This is a genomic window from Paenibacillus glycanilyticus (assembly GCF_023715145.1).
Classification (GTDB): domain Bacteria; phylum Bacillota; class Bacilli; order Paenibacillales; family Paenibacillaceae; genus Pristimantibacillus; species Pristimantibacillus glycanilyticus_A.
Map to the genome: position 1 here is coordinate 362,251 of NZ_JAMBNP010000004.1, position 15,479 is coordinate 377,729.

General features: G+C 50.2%; 15 protein-coding genes. 2 read left to right on the forward strand and 13 right to left on the reverse strand.

Translation table 11 applies throughout. The features are described 5' to 3' along the window. Positions 1–64 precede the first annotated feature (64 nt). Positions 65–952 carry an AraC family transcriptional regulator gene (locus M3194_RS14115; protein ID WP_251654711.1) on the reverse strand — a complete coding sequence of 296 codons (888 nt, stop codon included), beginning with the start codon at positions 950–952 and terminating at the stop codon, positions 65–67. 129 nt (positions 953–1,081) lie between these two features. Between M3194_RS14115 and M3194_RS14120 the strand changes: the two genes are divergently transcribed. Continuing rightward, the gene (locus M3194_RS14120) at positions 1,082–1,861 is read left to right on the forward strand and encodes a phytanoyl-CoA dioxygenase family protein (protein ID WP_251654712.1); all 780 of its coding nucleotides are present in this window, start codon (positions 1,082–1,084) and stop codon (positions 1,859–1,861) included. A 41-nt stretch (positions 1,862–1,902) separates the two neighbouring features. Here M3194_RS14120 and M3194_RS14125 read toward each other — a convergent pair whose 3' ends face one another. From M3194_RS14125 to M3194_RS14175, 11 genes are all read right to left on the reverse strand, one after another. Further along, positions 1,903–3,024: an NAD(P)/FAD-dependent oxidoreductase gene (locus M3194_RS14125; RefSeq protein WP_251654713.1), complete on the reverse strand. Its 1,122-nt coding sequence runs from the start codon at positions 3,022–3,024 to the stop codon at positions 1,903–1,905. A gap of 82 nt (positions 3,025–3,106) precedes the next feature. Next, entirely contained in the window at positions 3,107–4,123 is a 1,017-nt protein-coding gene (locus M3194_RS14130; protein ID WP_251654714.1) for a potassium channel family protein, read from the reverse strand. Positions 4,124–4,193: 70 nt separating this feature from the next. Next, a complete protein-coding gene (locus M3194_RS14135; RefSeq protein ID WP_251654715.1) occupies positions 4,194–5,096 on the reverse strand; it encodes an NAD(P)/FAD-dependent oxidoreductase in 903 nt (300 codons plus the stop codon). Positions 5,097–5,270: 174 nt separating this feature from the next. After that, on the reverse strand, positions 5,271–5,870 hold the full coding sequence (locus M3194_RS14140; RefSeq protein WP_251654716.1) for an alpha/beta hydrolase: 600 nt from the start codon (positions 5,868–5,870) through the stop codon (positions 5,271–5,273). Positions 5,871–6,035: 165 nt separating this feature from the next. Further along, the gene (locus M3194_RS14145) at positions 6,036–6,332 is read right to left on the reverse strand and encodes a GerAB/ArcD/ProY family transporter (RefSeq protein WP_251654717.1); all 297 of its coding nucleotides are present in this window, start codon (positions 6,330–6,332) and stop codon (positions 6,036–6,038) included. Between the two features lie 232 nt (positions 6,333–6,564). Beyond that, the gene (locus M3194_RS14150; RefSeq protein ID WP_251654718.1) at positions 6,565–7,131 is read right to left on the reverse strand and encodes a TetR/AcrR family transcriptional regulator; all 567 of its coding nucleotides are present in this window, start codon (positions 7,129–7,131) and stop codon (positions 6,565–6,567) included. 122 nt (positions 7,132–7,253) lie between these two features. Beyond that, positions 7,254–8,015, reverse strand: coding sequence for an SDR family oxidoreductase (locus tag M3194_RS14155; RefSeq protein ID WP_251654719.1), 762 nt, complete (start codon positions 8,013–8,015; stop codon positions 7,254–7,256). A gap of 160 nt (positions 8,016–8,175) precedes the next feature. Beyond that, complete coding sequence (locus M3194_RS14160) at positions 8,176–9,141, reverse strand: acetylxylan esterase (protein WP_251654720.1); 966 nt, start codon at positions 9,139–9,141, stop codon at positions 8,176–8,178. A 48-nt stretch (positions 9,142–9,189) separates the two neighbouring features. Then, positions 9,190–9,717, reverse strand: coding sequence for a cysteine hydrolase family protein (locus tag M3194_RS14165; RefSeq protein ID WP_251654721.1), 528 nt, complete (start codon positions 9,715–9,717; stop codon positions 9,190–9,192). Positions 9,718–9,803: 86 nt separating this feature from the next. Next, positions 9,804–10,565 (reverse strand): sulfite exporter TauE/SafE family protein, encoded by a 762-nt coding sequence (locus M3194_RS14170; protein WP_397334330.1) that lies wholly within the window; start codon positions 10,563–10,565, stop codon positions 9,804–9,806. A gap of 7 nt (positions 10,566–10,572) precedes the next feature. Next, entirely contained in the window at positions 10,573–12,042 is a 1,470-nt protein-coding gene (locus M3194_RS14175) for a carboxylesterase/lipase family protein (RefSeq protein WP_251654723.1), read from the reverse strand. Between the two features lie 130 nt (positions 12,043–12,172). Here M3194_RS14175 and M3194_RS14180 point away from each other — a divergent pair, with 130 nt between their 5' ends. Then, the gene (locus tag M3194_RS14180; protein WP_251654724.1) at positions 12,173–13,063 is read left to right on the forward strand and encodes a LysR family transcriptional regulator; all 891 of its coding nucleotides are present in this window, start codon (positions 12,173–12,175) and stop codon (positions 13,061–13,063) included. Here M3194_RS14180 and helD read toward each other — a convergent pair. Continuing rightward, entirely contained in the window at positions 13,048–15,474 is a 2,427-nt protein-coding gene (gene helD, locus M3194_RS14185; RefSeq protein WP_251654725.1) for an RNA polymerase recycling motor HelD, read from the reverse strand. The genes M3194_RS14180 and helD overlap by 16 nt on opposite strands. Between the last annotated feature and the right edge of the window lie 5 nt (positions 15,475–15,479).

A 15,479-nucleotide genomic window follows, 5' to 3' on the forward strand; every position in this document is an offset into this window, starting at 1 on the left:
TTCGCGCGGCTATTCCTTTCGCCGGCAGCAAGTTTTTTGGCTCAACCTTGCTTTCTCTTGAAAGCTAATCCAGATGCAATCTCCGGTACTCGCCTGGCGGGACACCCATCTGTTCGGTAAACACGTTCGTAAAATAATGAACGGATTGAAATCCCGAATGCGCGGCAATCTCCTTCAACGGCGAAATGGAGGTCTTCAGCAATATTTCCGCTATCTTCAGCCGTTCATTGCGAAGATAGGTCAAGAAGGTATCTCCCCCGTCCAATTGGAACAGCCTCGACAGCTGCCTCGTTGAGATGTTCATGTATTCCGCGACTTCCTCGATTTTCAGTGGCCGCGACAAATTATCCCTAATATATTGCTTGGATTGACGAAGCACCGCATACCGGGTTGAATGTGCCGGCCTTGACGGGTTGGGCAGCGTGCCACTCCCTTCATGGCCAAACGGACGCACCAAACTTGCGAGCAGAAGGCCTGCCATTATTCTCAAGTCCTCCGTTTCACTGTAAGGCTGTAAGGAAGCATGCTGATATAACCCTAACCAATAATGGATTGCCCGGCTGTCCATAGCATCCTGAAATACGGCATTTCCTGCTTCCAGGTCATCTCCGTAATTTGCGTATGCTTCAGCGCGAGAACCCTGTTGATCGAGCTCATAAGCCACATAGATCATGCTCATCCCCGTCTCGCTGCGAATCTGATGCCAGATACCCGGCCTGGATACGAATAACGTTCCGGCACGCAGCTCATAGACGGTATCCTCGTCCTGGTATTCCCCTTCGCCCGACAGCACATAGCAAACCTCATAATAGGAATGCTTGTGAACATGATTGCTATAATGCAGCTGTCTCCAGTCCCAATAATGAACCCGGAATGCGAGCGAGCTTGTCTGGCATTGCGTAAGCAATTCATTTAGAAAACGAAGACCTCTATCAATTGCTTCTGCATTCATATCATCCACCGCCTGGCGTAAATTCTTAAAAGGATGGCTTTTTTCGCTAAATACACTTCCTGTCTACAATCCTATAATCAGAGTATAAGTAACCGCTTACCATTCCATCAAGTAGAGGAGCGAAAAAAAATGATTAATCAAGCCGATGTAGATTTTTACAAAGAAAATGGATATTTGCTAGTCAAGGGCGTATTCTCTCCGCAAGAGGTTCAGCAAATGAGAACGGCACTTGACGGGATCTTGAATCGTGCCGCTCAATCGAAGTTTGATTCGAATGCGACCTGGCAAGGCGACTATCTCCCTCCCGATCAACTGAAGAAGCTGGTCCTGAAAGGCTTCCATGATGTTCATTACCAGGATGCCGCGTTTACGCGCGCTGCCACGCATTCAAACATGGCTGCGGTATTGTCCCAATTGATTGGTCCAAACGTTCAGCTTCACCATAGTAAGATGCTGGTGAAACCGCCGGAGAACGGTGCGGCCTTCCCTCTTCACCAAGACGCGCCATACTTCCCGCATGCTACGCATTCCATGCTGGCGGCTAGCGTTCATCTGGATGATTCCGATATGGAGAACGGTTGTCTCTGCGTCATCCCCGGAACCCATAAGAATGGCATGATGCCGCATGTCGGCCGTCATTACCTGGATCACCGGGAATATCCGATCTCCATGGCGACACCTTGCCCGGCTGAAGCAGGCGACGTCCTCTTCTTCAACTATTTGACGGTTCATGGCTCGGATATCAACCGCAGTACCCGCAACCGCCGCAACGTGCTCTTCCAATACCGCGATCCGATGGACCTTCCGACTGAGGACGTTCACGTGAACTGGGGTCAAGGCCTCATGGTATGCGGCGAGAATCCGATCTACCGCGAATATCATCCGAACTACTCCCTTCAAGCCAAATAGAAACAAGAAAGGCAGCCTGCACAGGCTGCCTTTCCCTCTTCTTATCCCAAAGCTTTACGAACCTCGTATTCGCTCGCATCTATTTCTAATTCCATACCTAAAGCCAGCTTTGCTAATTGACTTCCGATAAATGGTCCAGCCGTCAAACCGGATGCGCCAAGCCCATTGCCCGTGAATAGATTGTCCCAACCCGGAACCGCTCCAAACACCGGCAGGAAATCTGCGGTAAACGGCCGGAACCCTACCCGCACCTCCAGGAAAGTACTGCCCGCAAGCTTGGGGGCGATATTCATCCCCTTATTCAAAATCTCCTGCATTCCGCCAGCAGTAATGCGGGTATCATAGCCCGAAATATCATTCTCGTGCGTAGCTCCAATAACCATTCTTTGCCGATCGAAGGCGAGCAGGTACTGGTCTGACGGAGGCATGATCACAGGCCAGCCGCCTGTCTGCTGATCGGTGTCTTCCAGCTGTACATGCATAATCTGAGCCTTCTGATAACTCACTTTGAAATCTATTCCAAGGGGCTGCAGCAAAGCTCCCGCCCATGCTCCCGCACACACCACAACCTTATCAGCCGGGTAAATTGCGGAACCGACTTTAACTCCCGTTACCCGGTTGAATTTATGCTCGATTACGGCATCCCCGCTAACAAGCTCTGCCCCATGACGCGTGGCTGAACGGATTAAAGCATCGCGAAGAGCCCTGCCATCCACTCGGGCAGCACCGCTGATATGAACAGAGGAATACTCGTCTGCCAGCAGCGGGAACCGTTCCAGCGTCTCCTTCTCGTCCAGACAAGCGATATTTCCAATCTCCGGAGCATCCTTCAGCCTGTCATAAGCACGCTCCTCCAGCTTTTTGAGCTTATCCATGTCCGTATGTATACTTAAGGCTCCGACCTGGGCATAACCGGTATCCGTTTCCCCCTCTGCCTCCAGGTCAGCAATTAACGCCGGATAATAACGGGCTCCGCCTTTGACAAGCTGATACCAAGCTTTGTTGCGCCGTTGAGACAACCAGGGGCAAATAATGCCGGCAGCCGCATCCGTAGCCTGTCCTTTATCCTTTCGATCTATGATAAGGACCTCGGCACCCGACTTGGCTAACTGATAGGCTGTCGATGCCCCAAGAATCCCCGCGCCAATAACAATGACTTTCATGCTTAACTCTCCTTCCTGCTGTTCCTATTATAGAGGTTAACCTATAAAAAACGACAGCGATTGGCTGCCGTTTTGTCCAAATTTATTTGCGCTGGAGCTTGTGGTAGGTCTGTTCATCCGATATGACGAACAACCTGGCATCAGGGGGAATCGGAAGATTTAATTTCCGGTTGATTCCAAGATCACCTCGGTCGGATAAGAGGGTTGCCCCATGCTCCAGCGTGCCGAGGAAGGCATCCTTGTACGTTTTCCATTCCGGTCTGACCGGAATTTCGTAAATATCGTCCCCAACCTCCCTGCTGATCAGCTGGTTAATGATTTCCGAGCTGCCTTGCTGCAGCGCTGCGCGAACGGCCAGTCTGGAGACCGCGTCATACGAGAGGACGAAATCATTGACATGAACATGCCGGAAGTTCTTCGTGTTCTTATCCTGCGTAATCTCCACGGTCGTATGTACGCTTGGATGCAGCCGTTCGATGCTGGATGCAATCAAGAGCGTCTTGCCGTCCGCGAGCGCCGGTTCGTCAATCCGCGTATCTGCAAAAATAATGACTGCCTTCGCCTGCTTGATCATCGCTCTCTCCAGCACTTCTTCCGCAGAAGGATCCCCGCTTATGAAATGAATCTCATGGCGGTCCGTAACCGGATGCTTATCCGATTCATCAATGATGACAATATGCGAGGACGGCGAAAAGGACAGGATCTCTTCTATGGCATACTGGGCTTTCTTGCTCCAGTTAATGATAATGATGTGATCTTTCCCATGAAAATTCAATTTCCCTGCCTCCCAATGCTTATAGATAGTCGATAATAAATCAATGATTTTGCCAATGATCAAGCTAAGCAGACCAATCCCAAATACATAAATAAACAGAGTGAAGATTTTCCCGGGTAAGGTCTTGGCGAAATAGTCGCCATAACCCACCGTCGCCATTGTTGTCATGACCCAATATAAGGCGTTAAACCAGGTATGAAAGGTAGCTGGCTCAAGAGCATAAGCGATACTGGCACTGCCGAATACAAAGGCGATGACCACAATGAAGATCGTCCGGTTTGGCACCCGCAGCACCTTCATCATCGTCCTCAGAATAAAAGGCAAATCAAAGTCCTCCTCTATTCATTAATTCCTGTTTGTATTCGGCATCACTCGCCTAATTCCTTTATAATAATTACCAATTCTCCTCAGTCAGCTCCGCCATTACCGCCATAGCCGCTTTGCTCCCCGAGGCCGCGGCATAGATTAATTGGGAAGGCATGACATACACGGTATCTCCGGCCGCAAAGACGCCTTCCGCTGTCGTCATGCCCATTTCGTTTGTCATAATGCCTCCGTTATCCGTAACGGCATAGCCCAATGCTTCTTGGAAGTCGATTTTAGAAATTTGAGCGGGATCAATAAACCCTCCGCTTCGTTCAATTGACGTGCCGTCTGTAAAATGCACCTTCTCCAGCCTGCCATCCTGCCCGGCTAATGACGAGATTGGCGTATCCATAACCGGAATCCCTCTTGCCGCAAGCTGCTCCCGCTGCTCGGAGCTAAGCACATCCGTTGTTCCGTTGGTACATACGATGATGTCCCGGCTCCAATTCCGAAGCAGCTTGACCTTATGAAACGCGCTTGGCATATCCGAGATGACGACAAGCGGTTGATCTCTTAATTCCCAGCCGTCACAGAACGGACAGGCAAACAGGCTTTTTCCATAATGCTCCCGTACGCCTTCAATCTCCGGAAGCTCTTCCTTCAAACCGGCTGCTAGAATAATCTTGCCTGCCAGCATTTCATCACCTGATTTGGTGACAACGGCAAATCCGTCCTCGGTCCTCCGAATATCCGTCACATCCGTCTCCCAATGCTTGACTGTCGGATAGCCCAGAACCTCTTCGTAAGCTATGCGCCGGAATTCCGCAGGCTCAATCCCGTCTCTCGTAATAAACCCGTGAGAAGCATGCGTGACCTTGTTTCTTGGCTGACTGTTATCAAACAGAGCAACCGTGCGTCTCGCCCTGCCCAACACCAACGCCGCATTTAAACCTGCCGGTCCGCCTCCAATAATGGCAACATCGTATCTCATTCTTTATTCCTCCTATTTAACATAGACTTTAAAGACTTATAATATCCGTGATTGCCGTAAAATGAACATTGCGCCGGAACAGACTAGGCAATGTTACTCCTGTAAATTAACTTCCTATTCCTCGCCCAATCACGGACTTCATATATCTATAATAACTATAATGGCAAGATTCCGTCAATACGAATCCCTAATAAAGAATTCCTTGTATCGCTGCACAACAAAGCTTAAGATACCCAAATGCTCTTCGACATCCCCTGTTTCCAGTCCGTGATTTGCCTTCGGAATGACGTACACGCCGCGGTTATCCTCCATTTGTTCCGCCGCATCCCAATTGAACCATTCGTCCTTATCACCGTAGATCACAATACGATCATATGTATTCAAGTAAGGAATTGTTCTTTCCAATGGGGTCAAAAAGATATGCCTAATTTCTCTTTGAAGCATTTTATGCACCTCGCCCGCAACAACGGTTCCAAGGCTTTTGCTGACAAAGACGACATGTTCATATTGCGGCAGCAGATGTTGGATAGACTGGTAACTTTCTTCTATCAATCTTGTCAGGCTTTGAATATCCAGGCTGGTTCTCGCTGCCTGATGCCCATATTCCAGCAACACAATATCATAACCGGACTGAAGTGCGGTTTTACCGGCATAATGAAGCAGGGGCAGCTCGCAGGAATAGTTTTGCCCCGGGAACAAGACGGCAAGCCGCTTGCTCTGACCTTCTCTTTTCACATATTTTTGCAACAGCTGAATTCCCCAACTAGATGGCACTTTAATCAGCTCCGGATTAATAATAACCTCCCCCTTCGCTTATAGATGGCTTAGTAGATAGCCTAACGCAATCATACTGATTATTATTGCTATTATACTTAACGCAAGCGCGATGGCAACGATTTTTGAAACGTTTATCATTCATCAGCCTCCCGTAGCCGTTCGTTAATTCTTAAACGCTTGACCTAAGAGGTTAGTTGCGCAAATCCCAAGTATGGCGCCGCCGGCTTTCCCCAGCGCCTGCTGGAATACGCCGTATATATTCTTTTGTTCCGAATGGCGGATAAGGGATAAGAACCACCAGATCAGGAACTTGCCGATAAAGGTACATGCGAATGTAGCAACCCAGGCATCCCGTCCCAGATCGGAAGCCAAATTCATTAAGATGGCCGTCCCTTCAAGAAACAAGAAGATTAGAATAGACAAATGAAGCGGGGAATAGCTATCCATTCTTCTGATCATGCCTCCCCCCTCCCCTTCGTCTTACCCTTCGTTTCCTTCCAATCCAGCACGGCAGAATAAACGATCGCGGCAATAACTATATTGAAACATCCCTTGCCTCCCATGAAACGCTCACTCGCTTCTAACTATAGCACAAGGAAGTCAAGCCCCCGTAGAACGCCGATGAAAGTCAATCGTTTTATTTTTCGTCACCGTAAAACAGTTCAATAAAAAAAACCGCGAAAATCGCGGCTCAATGAACAGGCTTTTGATACATCGATTTCAGAATACTGCTCAGCTGCTCGCTCATATACTCCGGAGTTTGGCTGAAGCCTTCCTCGTTCCACTGAATAAGCAGGCCCATGATGGCATTAACCAGATAAGCGATGACAAACGTATTGCTTGTTCCGCTGGACCCGGTGCTTTCGATCATCAATCCTTTAATCTTCTCAAAGAGGGAGTAATAATAGGAGATCGAGGATTTTTTATCGAAAACAATTTCGTAAAACGGCTGATACTTCTTCACATGGTGGAAAATCCGGATGGTTGCGGGATCGAGCAGCGTATGGTTCATCTCGGTTACATGCTTATACGGCTCGTAGTATGACTCCTCCAGATCCTTGAGCAGATGATTGAGATGCTCGTCGAACAATGCCCCAACATCGTTATAATGCAAATAAAAGGTTCCTCTATTAACACCCGCCTCACGGCATAACGTGGAGACGGAGATGGATTCCAATGTTTGCTTCTTCAACAAAGCAAGAAGCGCCTGATGCAAGGCTCTCTTCGTTTTTACAATCCTCAGATCGTTCTCATTCATGTCCTGCTACACCTCATGACTGTCGGTTTATCCTCTTATGCCAGTCCTACTAGTATAGCATCATCTGACAAGAAAAAAAGTTGCAAACCTAACGGCCTGCAACTTGTTGTATAAATAACGAATTAGAACGCTGCAGTCCAGCCCGCATCCGCTGCAAGGACAACGCCATTGACGAAGCTGGATTCATCCGATGCCAGGAACAATGCAACTTGCGCAATTTCCTCGGGTTGTCCAACGCGCGGAATAACTCCTTGCGTCACTTTTGTCCGGGATGCGCCAAACTCGTTGATGTTGTTCATGGAGGCGGAGATGTTGGTCATCGTTGCGCCAGGAGCAATGGCATTACAACGGATCCCTTTTTGCGCGTACATGAAGCCCGTATTTTTCGTAATGCCGATAACGGCGTGCTTGGAAGCCGTATAAGCCGCGCCCGCGTGAGCGCCGCTGAAGCCGCCTGTTGAAGCTGTATTAATAATTACGCCTTTACCTTTCTCCAGGAAGATCGGGAGTGCTTTGCGAATCGCGCGCATAACCCCTTTTGTATTGACTTCAAAAATGAGATCCCAACGTTCATCCTCAACATCGCCGATTGCAGCCATGTTATCCATAATTCCCGCATTGTTAACCAGAATGTCCAGCGTTCCGAACTCTTGAACAGCCGTATCGATCATGGCATGAATATCGTTCAGATCCGCAACGTTTGTTTTTACGGCTATAGCTTGTCCGCCGTTAGCTTTAATGCCTGCAACAACCGTCTCCGCGCCTTCCGCGTTCAGGTCCGAGACAACAACCTTCGCCCCTTCTTTTGCGTACAGCTCGGCAATGGCTTTCCCCATACCGGATGCAGCTCCGGTTACAACCGCTACTTTACCTTCCAAACGCATAACAAATCCCTCCGCATGTTATTTATTGTACAACTGTTCAATAAAAGTATATATAAGTAATAGACAACTTGTCAAATAAGGAACAATTGGTTAACTACTCGCAAAAGAAAAAGAGCTTATGCCAACGATAACGTTGAACATAAGCTCCATGCTCATTTCCTTATTCAAACCATCCGCCGAAATGCTTGGACAGATAAGCCAGCTTGATTTTAGTCTGTCTGGCCCCTCCGCCCTCATGACCGTTAAACGGGTAGATAACGATCTCCTTATCCGCTTGGATTCGGTTGTACGTGGCGAAATACATTTGAGCCGGACAAGTCTCGTCCTTCAGAGCAACCGATGCGAGTACCGGACAAGCAATCCGATCGGCGAGATTCATCGTATCGAAATAGCTCAAATTATCCATCACTAGATCGGTTTGTTCCGGATGCCGCTTCAAATATTCGGCCACCGCGCCAAAGGCTCCGTGATTGCCTTCAATCCGGGCTGCCAGATTACTGTTGCTTGGCACATCCACCATTGCCAGCTTCGGACGGTTATCCAGCGCCGCTACGGCCATGCCTAATGCGCCGCCTTGACTTCCGCCTTCGATGACCAGTTTGTCCGCGTCAATATCTGCCTGAGCACAGGCAAAATCAATTGCCTTCAAGCAGTCCATATACGCATAGCGGTAGTAATATTCCCATTTGTTATGTACGCCCTTGCTGGCTACGTTCGAGAGAAATCCATGCGTATAGCTTGCGCTGTTGCCCGTTGGACCACCCTGATCCCGGCAATCCACCGATAAGACCGCCATTCCCATCATGGCCCAATGCATGAACTCCGACGGTTCCCCGCGGCTTCCCGAGAAGCCATGGTAATGAATGAGGCAAGGGTACGATTCTTTCTTCAGAAAGGCGGGTATAAGGAGCCAGCCGCGAATTCTCGTCTCATCGAGACCGTTATAAGCGATATCGTAGACTTTAACATGCTTGCTTGGATAATCCATTGCCGTCCGTTCAGGCTGCAAGGGAATGCTATTCGCCTGTTCAACGGTAGCCGACCAGAACGCGTCCAGATCGTCTTTGCCCGTCAATGGAGGAAGATATTGATATAAGTCCTTTGTAACCTCTTCGATATAACCCATCTGATCTGCCTGCCCCTTTATCCTTCATATGAGTAACGATTAAGGCCATTAACTAAAATCGACAGCTGAAGTTTCCTTGGTTTTCGCAATGGATCCAAACGCTTGGTTATGTTCTTCAATAATCTGCTCGGCGCTAACGGAGCCTTGCCCATATGTGCTATGAGCATCCTTTACGACCGTCACGTCATAGCCGAGTTCAACCGCGCGGCGGGCAGTCGCGTTAATGCAATAATCCGTCTGCAGCCCGGACAAGACCAGCCTCTTGATCCCTTTTGCCTCAAGCTCCCGTTGAAGATTAGTCTCGTAAAAGGAATCCGGCTCATGCTTCTGGATGATGAGGTCTTGCGCAGCCGGCGCAATGGCGGAATGGATCTCCCAGCCCGGCGTATTCGTTTGGAGAGGTGCTCCCTCCCCTTCATTATGCTGCACATAAATAACTGGTATCTGGCTTGCTCTCGCCTTTGCCAGCAGCACGTTAATGCGCTCAATCAATTCGTCAGCCGCATGGAGGGGCTCCGCCTCCTCAAACATAGCCTTCTGCACGTCAATGACCATCAAAGCCGTATCTTTGCTCATACCCGCAATCAGCCTCCTTAAGATTATTTCGAATAAGTAAGAAGTTCGCTGCCGACTTGCAGGTCTCCTTTAGGAGTAAACAAATTTCATGCAAGCAAAATGGCTGCGCCTAGCATAGGCGTCAGCACCATGCAGGTCTTGAGCATCAACGCGGGTACTCGCTTCGTAAACTTGGCTCCGATATACGCGCCCAGCACTGTGCCGATTACCACCGCAATCAGCAGCCGGATATCCAGATAGCCAACCGTATAATAACCGGCTCCCCCTGCAAGGGCAATCGGCATGATAACCAGCATCGTTGTTCCGGCCGCGAACCTCATGGACAAGCCAAGAATAAGCATCAGCCCCAGCTGAATGAACGGCGTCGAGCCTATCCCGAACAAACCGGACAATGCCCCTGTAATTAGACCGATAGCAGCGGCAAATATATAGAACCTTAAACCGCTCGCCCGCATTGGCACCGCTGCTTCCTTACCGGCATGTTTGGCTTGGTACATCATTCTGAACCAAAGCGCGAGACCGGAGCTGAACAGCATCCCCGAAGTCATCCAGCCTAATTGATCCTCGGGAATAAAAGAAGACCAGCTTGAGCTGACCCAGGCGCCAATCGCGCCCGACAGGCCAACGATGGCGCCGGTCTTCAGCTTCATATTGCCTTCCCGGTAATGGCTGACCGATCCGGATAAAGAAGAGAAGAACATCGCGGCAAGAGCCGTACCCAAAGCCGTATGAATCGGATAACCAAACATGACGGTCAAGATCGCGATGATAAAGCCCGATCCCCCTGCCCCGACAAAGCCAAGCAAAAGCCCTAAGAAAAGCATCATAGCCGTAACTTCAACAAGCATCATAACCTTATGCCCTCCAAACCTGATGCCCGCAAGCTATTCCAACAGGAGGGGTAAGCTTATCCTGAACGTGACTATCCAGATTAAACATCAAAACCGATTGCTTATTATTATAATGAGGCCATATCGGCAGTTCAGAGGCATTGGGATCACCGGAACGAACAAATTGATTCCAGGCTAATCGCATATGCGCAGCCAGCTGCCTTGCTTCAGCCGGTACATGGTGAGGATCATCCGTTAGGACTGATTGATCGCAAGCTGGATCCGCAGCATGATTAATCAGACTTCCTTCATAGCCATGCGTTGCGCCAAGCGTTCCCCCATAGACAAGCCTGTACATCCATACCGGCGTTCCCGTCGAGGCAACAGCCTCAGCCAGCTGCATCGAGCCGATCGTATAGAGATGCTCCGTTAACGCTTTACTCCAGGCCTTGTGTACCGGCAAAGTCTCCGAGTGGCGGCAAAACGTATCCCATGCGGCAAGCCGATTCTCGCCAAATAGCCTCTCGAGAGTACCCGCATCCGGCCTCTGAAGTCCCTGGTCATAAAAAATAAACAGGGTTGATTCATCTTCATTGGTCCCGATCAGCAGCGGCGGAAGCTTCTCCGCTTCCTTAACCGATGCCAGCGGATTAAGTGGAATATGAATGCCGTCGGCAACCGGACCAAACATATGCAGGTTGCTTGAAGTATTCGGTCCAACTTTCATTTGGGCATCTATTAACTGCTTGGCGGGAAGCTCCAAAAGCTTTCCAGCCTCCTCGGGCCCAAGCCCCAATACATCCAATAACCTGCGAGTCGTTACGGAAGCCGTCTTCTTGTCTCTAATCGATTGGGTAGCGCCGCTTTGCGCAATCGCCCGATGAAACAATCCTTCGGCAGCTTTCATGGCATAAAGCGTTGCCGTGCATTTGGCGCCAGCGGAATTTCCGAGTACGGTGACGCGGCCGGGATCTCCGCCGAATGCCGCAATATTCGTCTGCACCCAGCGCAGCGCGGCGAGAATATCCAGCATGCCGTTATTGCCCGAAGCTGCGTATTCTTCTCCAAGCACATCGCCTAGGTAAAGATAGCCTAACGCACCCAAGCGATAATTAATGGAGACGTAGACCATGCCATCCTCCGCGGCATAACGAGAACCGTCGCAATCCGCGCCTTTACCGGATATAAAGCCTCCGCCGTGAATATAGACCATTACGGGCCGAAGCTGACCTACAGGACCAGCCGTCCATACATTGAGATTGAGGCAATCCTCCGAATGTTCAAGCTCCGGGAGCATGCTGTTCGGGTCAACATTCTGATGAGCGATTGGACCATACAGATTGCAATCCCTGACTCCTTCCCATGCCGGCGGCGGCTGAGGCGGCTTGAACCTGAGCTGCCCGGCTGGAGCGGCTGCATAAGGAATTCCTCTAAATACGAACGATCCGTTTAATGGAACGCCCTTTACTTGGCCAGACGAAGTTTGAATAATCACTTGAACAATTCTCCCATCCGAAAGTGTGATGTGACCATTATAGTCTTGAGAATCGATAAACTCTAATATATATTTAGGCATAACAAGCATAACCGTATAGTTATGACAATATGGAAGGTTGGTATAAATCATGGAGCTCCTGCAATTGAAATACTTCCAGACGGCAGCCCGGATGCAGCATATGACGCAGGCTGCCCAGCGGCTGCATATCTCGCAACCGGCTCTTAGCAAAATGATCGGCTCCCTCGAAGCCGAGTTAGGCGTCAAGCTGTTCGAGCGAACCAACAAAACGATTCGCCTTAATGAGCAGGGCAAGCATTTTCTTAGCAAGGTCGATATCGCCCTTCAGGCACTGGAGGACGGGAAGCGGGAGCTGCAGGATTTCGCCCACGCTCCCTCCGAGTTTATCACGCTTGATGTGAGGGTCTCCTCCCATCTGCTTCCGGGTCTGCTCGCCGAATACCGCAAGACAAAGCCGGACACGCAATTCCATCTGCTCCAGCATGCTTTGCCTGGCGACCATGCTTTTGAATTTGACTTATGCTTATCGGACGGCGCGGCTCCGCCTTCTGGCTGCAACTCGGTCTCTTTGCTCCGGGAAGCCATTGTTGCCGCTCTCCCTTCCGATCACCGTTTAGCGAAGCGGGACTGGATCAGCCTAGAGGAGCTGAAGGAGGAAAGATTCATCAGTCTCCCTCCCGGCAAATCGCTCCGCGAAACGACGGATGCCTTCTGCCGGCTTGCCGGCTTCACCCCTCTCATCCAGTTCGAGAGTGACGATCCGGCAACCGTCCGCGGTCTTATTCGGGCTGGTCAAGGTGTGGCTTTTCTCCCGGCGATTACTTGGGGCGGGTCAACCGGACCGGATGTGGTAACAATCCCGCTGCTGGAAGGCTATTGCGAACGTTCTATCTCTCTTCACTGGCCAAAAGGGCGGTATCTGACTCAAGCCGCTTCATCCTTCCGCGATTGCATCATCCGGTACTTTGCTGAATTGGAGAGCGCTTATTCCAAAGAATGAACCTCATACAGCTCTTTGCTTAAGGAGCTTAGATAAGGAGCCCATTCCCCGCAGATGTAGAGATTGAGCTGATGCATCGCGCGCGTACAAGCCGTATAGAAAAGCTTTCTTTCGCTTTCGCGGTTATAGACCTTGGACGATGCATCATAGATCAGCACGGCATCAAATTCGACTCCTTTGGCCAGGTACGCCGGGATAACCATGATACCGGACTCGAAGATAAGAGTTTCTGAAGTAACAAGGCGAACTCCATCCACCCCGCTCGACTTAAGCGCCTCATAAGCCTCCCTGCTTTCGGCTGCATTCTTCGTAATGACAGCAATGGAACCGTTGCCTTCCGCCTTGAGCGCTCCCAAATCATACACAAGCTGCCGAACCAATCCTTCACGGCTTCCTGCCGTTGTGATCAACGGCTTTCTGCCATGACGCTCGAATGGCACAATCTCCTCTCCGCCCGGGAGCATGACGCGCGTGAACTCCACAATCTCTTTGGTCGACCGATAGCTTCGCAGGAGCGGGATTATAGTCGTATTCTCCTCTCCGTACAGCCGTACAAGAGGCGTGTCGCCGCCCTGCAGCTTCGAAGATTGCGTAAATATCGCCTGCCCGAAATCGCCAAGAACCGTCATGCGGGCATTCGGGAACAGCTTCTTCAGAAACGCATATTGGAACGGAGAATAATCCTGGCCTTCGTCCACGAAGATATGCCTCACGATCGTGTTCATTCTGGAGCCTTCAATTAACTCCTTCAGGAACAGATACGGCGTTGCATCCTCGTAGAACAGTTCTTTATTGCTCAGCTTCTCCTTCGTTTGTCCGCAAATTTCCGACCAGCTTGCCGGTATGTCGGACTCGCCGGTCATCCTGCGGAAAGACGCTTCATCTTCGTCAAACAGCTGGGCGTACAGCCCGTTCACATCAACGAACTCCATTTTGTTCACCATCCGGCGCAATGGCTTGAAGTGCTCCTTCACGATCATTTGGCGAAGCAAATCCTCCTGCTGCTCGGAGAAGTCAAATACGCTATCCTCTCCCTGATTCGTAAATTTGTGAGCGCGGTCCAGCGCTTTCGCATAACGTTCGGAGACATCAAACAACTCCTCATCGCGCTGGAACCTCCTCAATATCTCGCCGTAAGCTTCTACGTATTGTTCCGTATCGAGATAATCAAGCTCCCGGTCGACCCACTCCGCCATCAGCTCATGGCGCGCGAGCTTTTTCAGCTCCTTCAATATCCATTCCTGAAACAGGATAATCCGGTTAGCAAGCCGGACGGAAGCATCGTAGCTGTAAAATTGCTTGGACATTTGCTCTGCCGTAATCAGATCGCGGTCCCGGAAACGAATACTCTTAAACCTCATGCCTTCCTTGCTTAACCATCCGGCATAACGCTGCAGCGAAATGAGGAATGCCTCCGATGCTTTATATCGGATGCCGTCAATCCGTGCATCGTACCCATCGGCAGCCTCCTGCGTCAGCACGTATTCGATCTGCTCGAACGGATCCTCCAGCCGCATCGTTTCCCCAAGCCAATAAGCAAGATATTCCTGAAAGGTCGTTTGCTGCATATTTTCCTCGCCGAGCTCCGGAAGCACGGTAGATACATAACTGTTGAACATCGGATTTGGCGAGAAGAGCACAATCTGATCGGCTGTGAGCCGATCCCTGTATTTGTAAAGCAAATACGCTGCACGCTGAAGAGCGGCAGAGGTTTTCCCGCTTCCGGCCGCCCCCTGCACGATCAGCATCCGGCTGCTATCATTGCGAATAATCGCGTTTTGTTCCTTTTGAATGGTGGCCACAATGCTTTTCATCTGGTTATTGGCACCTTGACCAAGCACCTGCTGCAGCATCGAATCCCCTATCGTTACGCTGGCATCGAAGAAATTAACAAGCTCCCCGTCTTTAATCTGATACTGCCGCTTGAGCTCCATATTGCCCGTAATCCTGCCGCCCGGTGTAGTGTACGAGGCCGGTCCGGGAGAATAATCGTAATACAGGCTTGCGATTGGCGTCCGCCAGTCATAGACCAGGAAGTTCATTCCGTCAGATGCAAGGAAAGACGATAATCCGATGTAGACCTGCTCAGCCTCTTGAATTCCATCCTCCTTGAAGTCAATCCGTCCAAAATACGGCGATTTTATGAGCCGCTTTAAGCTTTTCCATTGCTGCTGCCGTCTCTCATGCGTCCGCTCCCGTTCGGATAACAAGGCTGCCTGCTGATTGATGCTGAAAAAGGTTTCCTCGAAATCTTCATCCGTGCTCGTATTGACGGTTACTTCCTCCCAGAAGTGCCTGCGTATATTCGAGGCCTGACCATACAGCTGCGTCACCTCCGGTTCCAGCTCCGCAATTTTTTCTTTAAGCTTCTCTTTGACTTCATTTAGCCGGTTTTGCTCCGTCTCCATCATAAATA

Bases quoted from the DNA above. Each gene is read 5' to 3' on its own strand.
- M3194_RS14115 (WP_251654711.1), bottom strand. From the start codon at position 952: ATGAATGCAGAAGCAATTGATAGAGGTCTTCGTTTTCTAAATGAATTG.
- M3194_RS14120 (WP_251654712.1), top strand. From the start codon at position 1,082: ATGATTAATCAAGCCGATGTAGATTTTTACAAAGAAAATGGATATTTG.
- M3194_RS14125 (WP_251654713.1), bottom strand. From the start codon at position 3,024: ATGAAAGTCATTGTTATTGGCGCGGGGATTCTTGGGGCATCGACAGCC.
- M3194_RS14135 (WP_251654715.1), bottom strand. From the start codon at position 5,096: ATGAGATACGATGTTGCCATTATTGGAGGCGGACCGGCAGGTTTAAAT.
- M3194_RS14145 (WP_251654717.1), bottom strand. From the start codon at position 6,332: ATGATCAGAAGAATGGATAGCTATTCCCCGCTTCATTTGTCTATTCTA.
- M3194_RS14150 (WP_251654718.1), bottom strand. From the start codon at position 7,131: ATGAATGAGAACGATCTGAGGATTGTAAAAACGAAGAGAGCCTTGCAT.
- M3194_RS14155 (WP_251654719.1), bottom strand. From the start codon at position 8,015: ATGCGTTTGGAAGGTAAAGTAGCGGTTGTAACCGGAGCTGCATCCGGT.
- M3194_RS14160 (WP_251654720.1), bottom strand. From the start codon at position 9,141: ATGGGTTATATCGAAGAGGTTACAAAGGACTTATATCAATATCTTCCT.
- M3194_RS14165 (WP_251654721.1), bottom strand. From the start codon at position 9,717: ATGAGCAAAGATACGGCTTTGATGGTCATTGACGTGCAGAAGGCTATG.
- M3194_RS14170 (WP_397334330.1), bottom strand. From the start codon at position 10,565: ATGCTTGTTGAAGTTACGGCTATGATGCTTTTCTTAGGGCTTTTGCTT.
- M3194_RS14180 (WP_251654724.1), top strand. From the start codon at position 12,173: ATGGAGCTCCTGCAATTGAAATACTTCCAGACGGCAGCCCGGATGCAG.
- helD (WP_251654725.1), bottom strand. From the start codon at position 15,474: ATGATGGAGACGGAGCAAAACCGGCTAAATGAAGTCAAAGAGAAGCTT.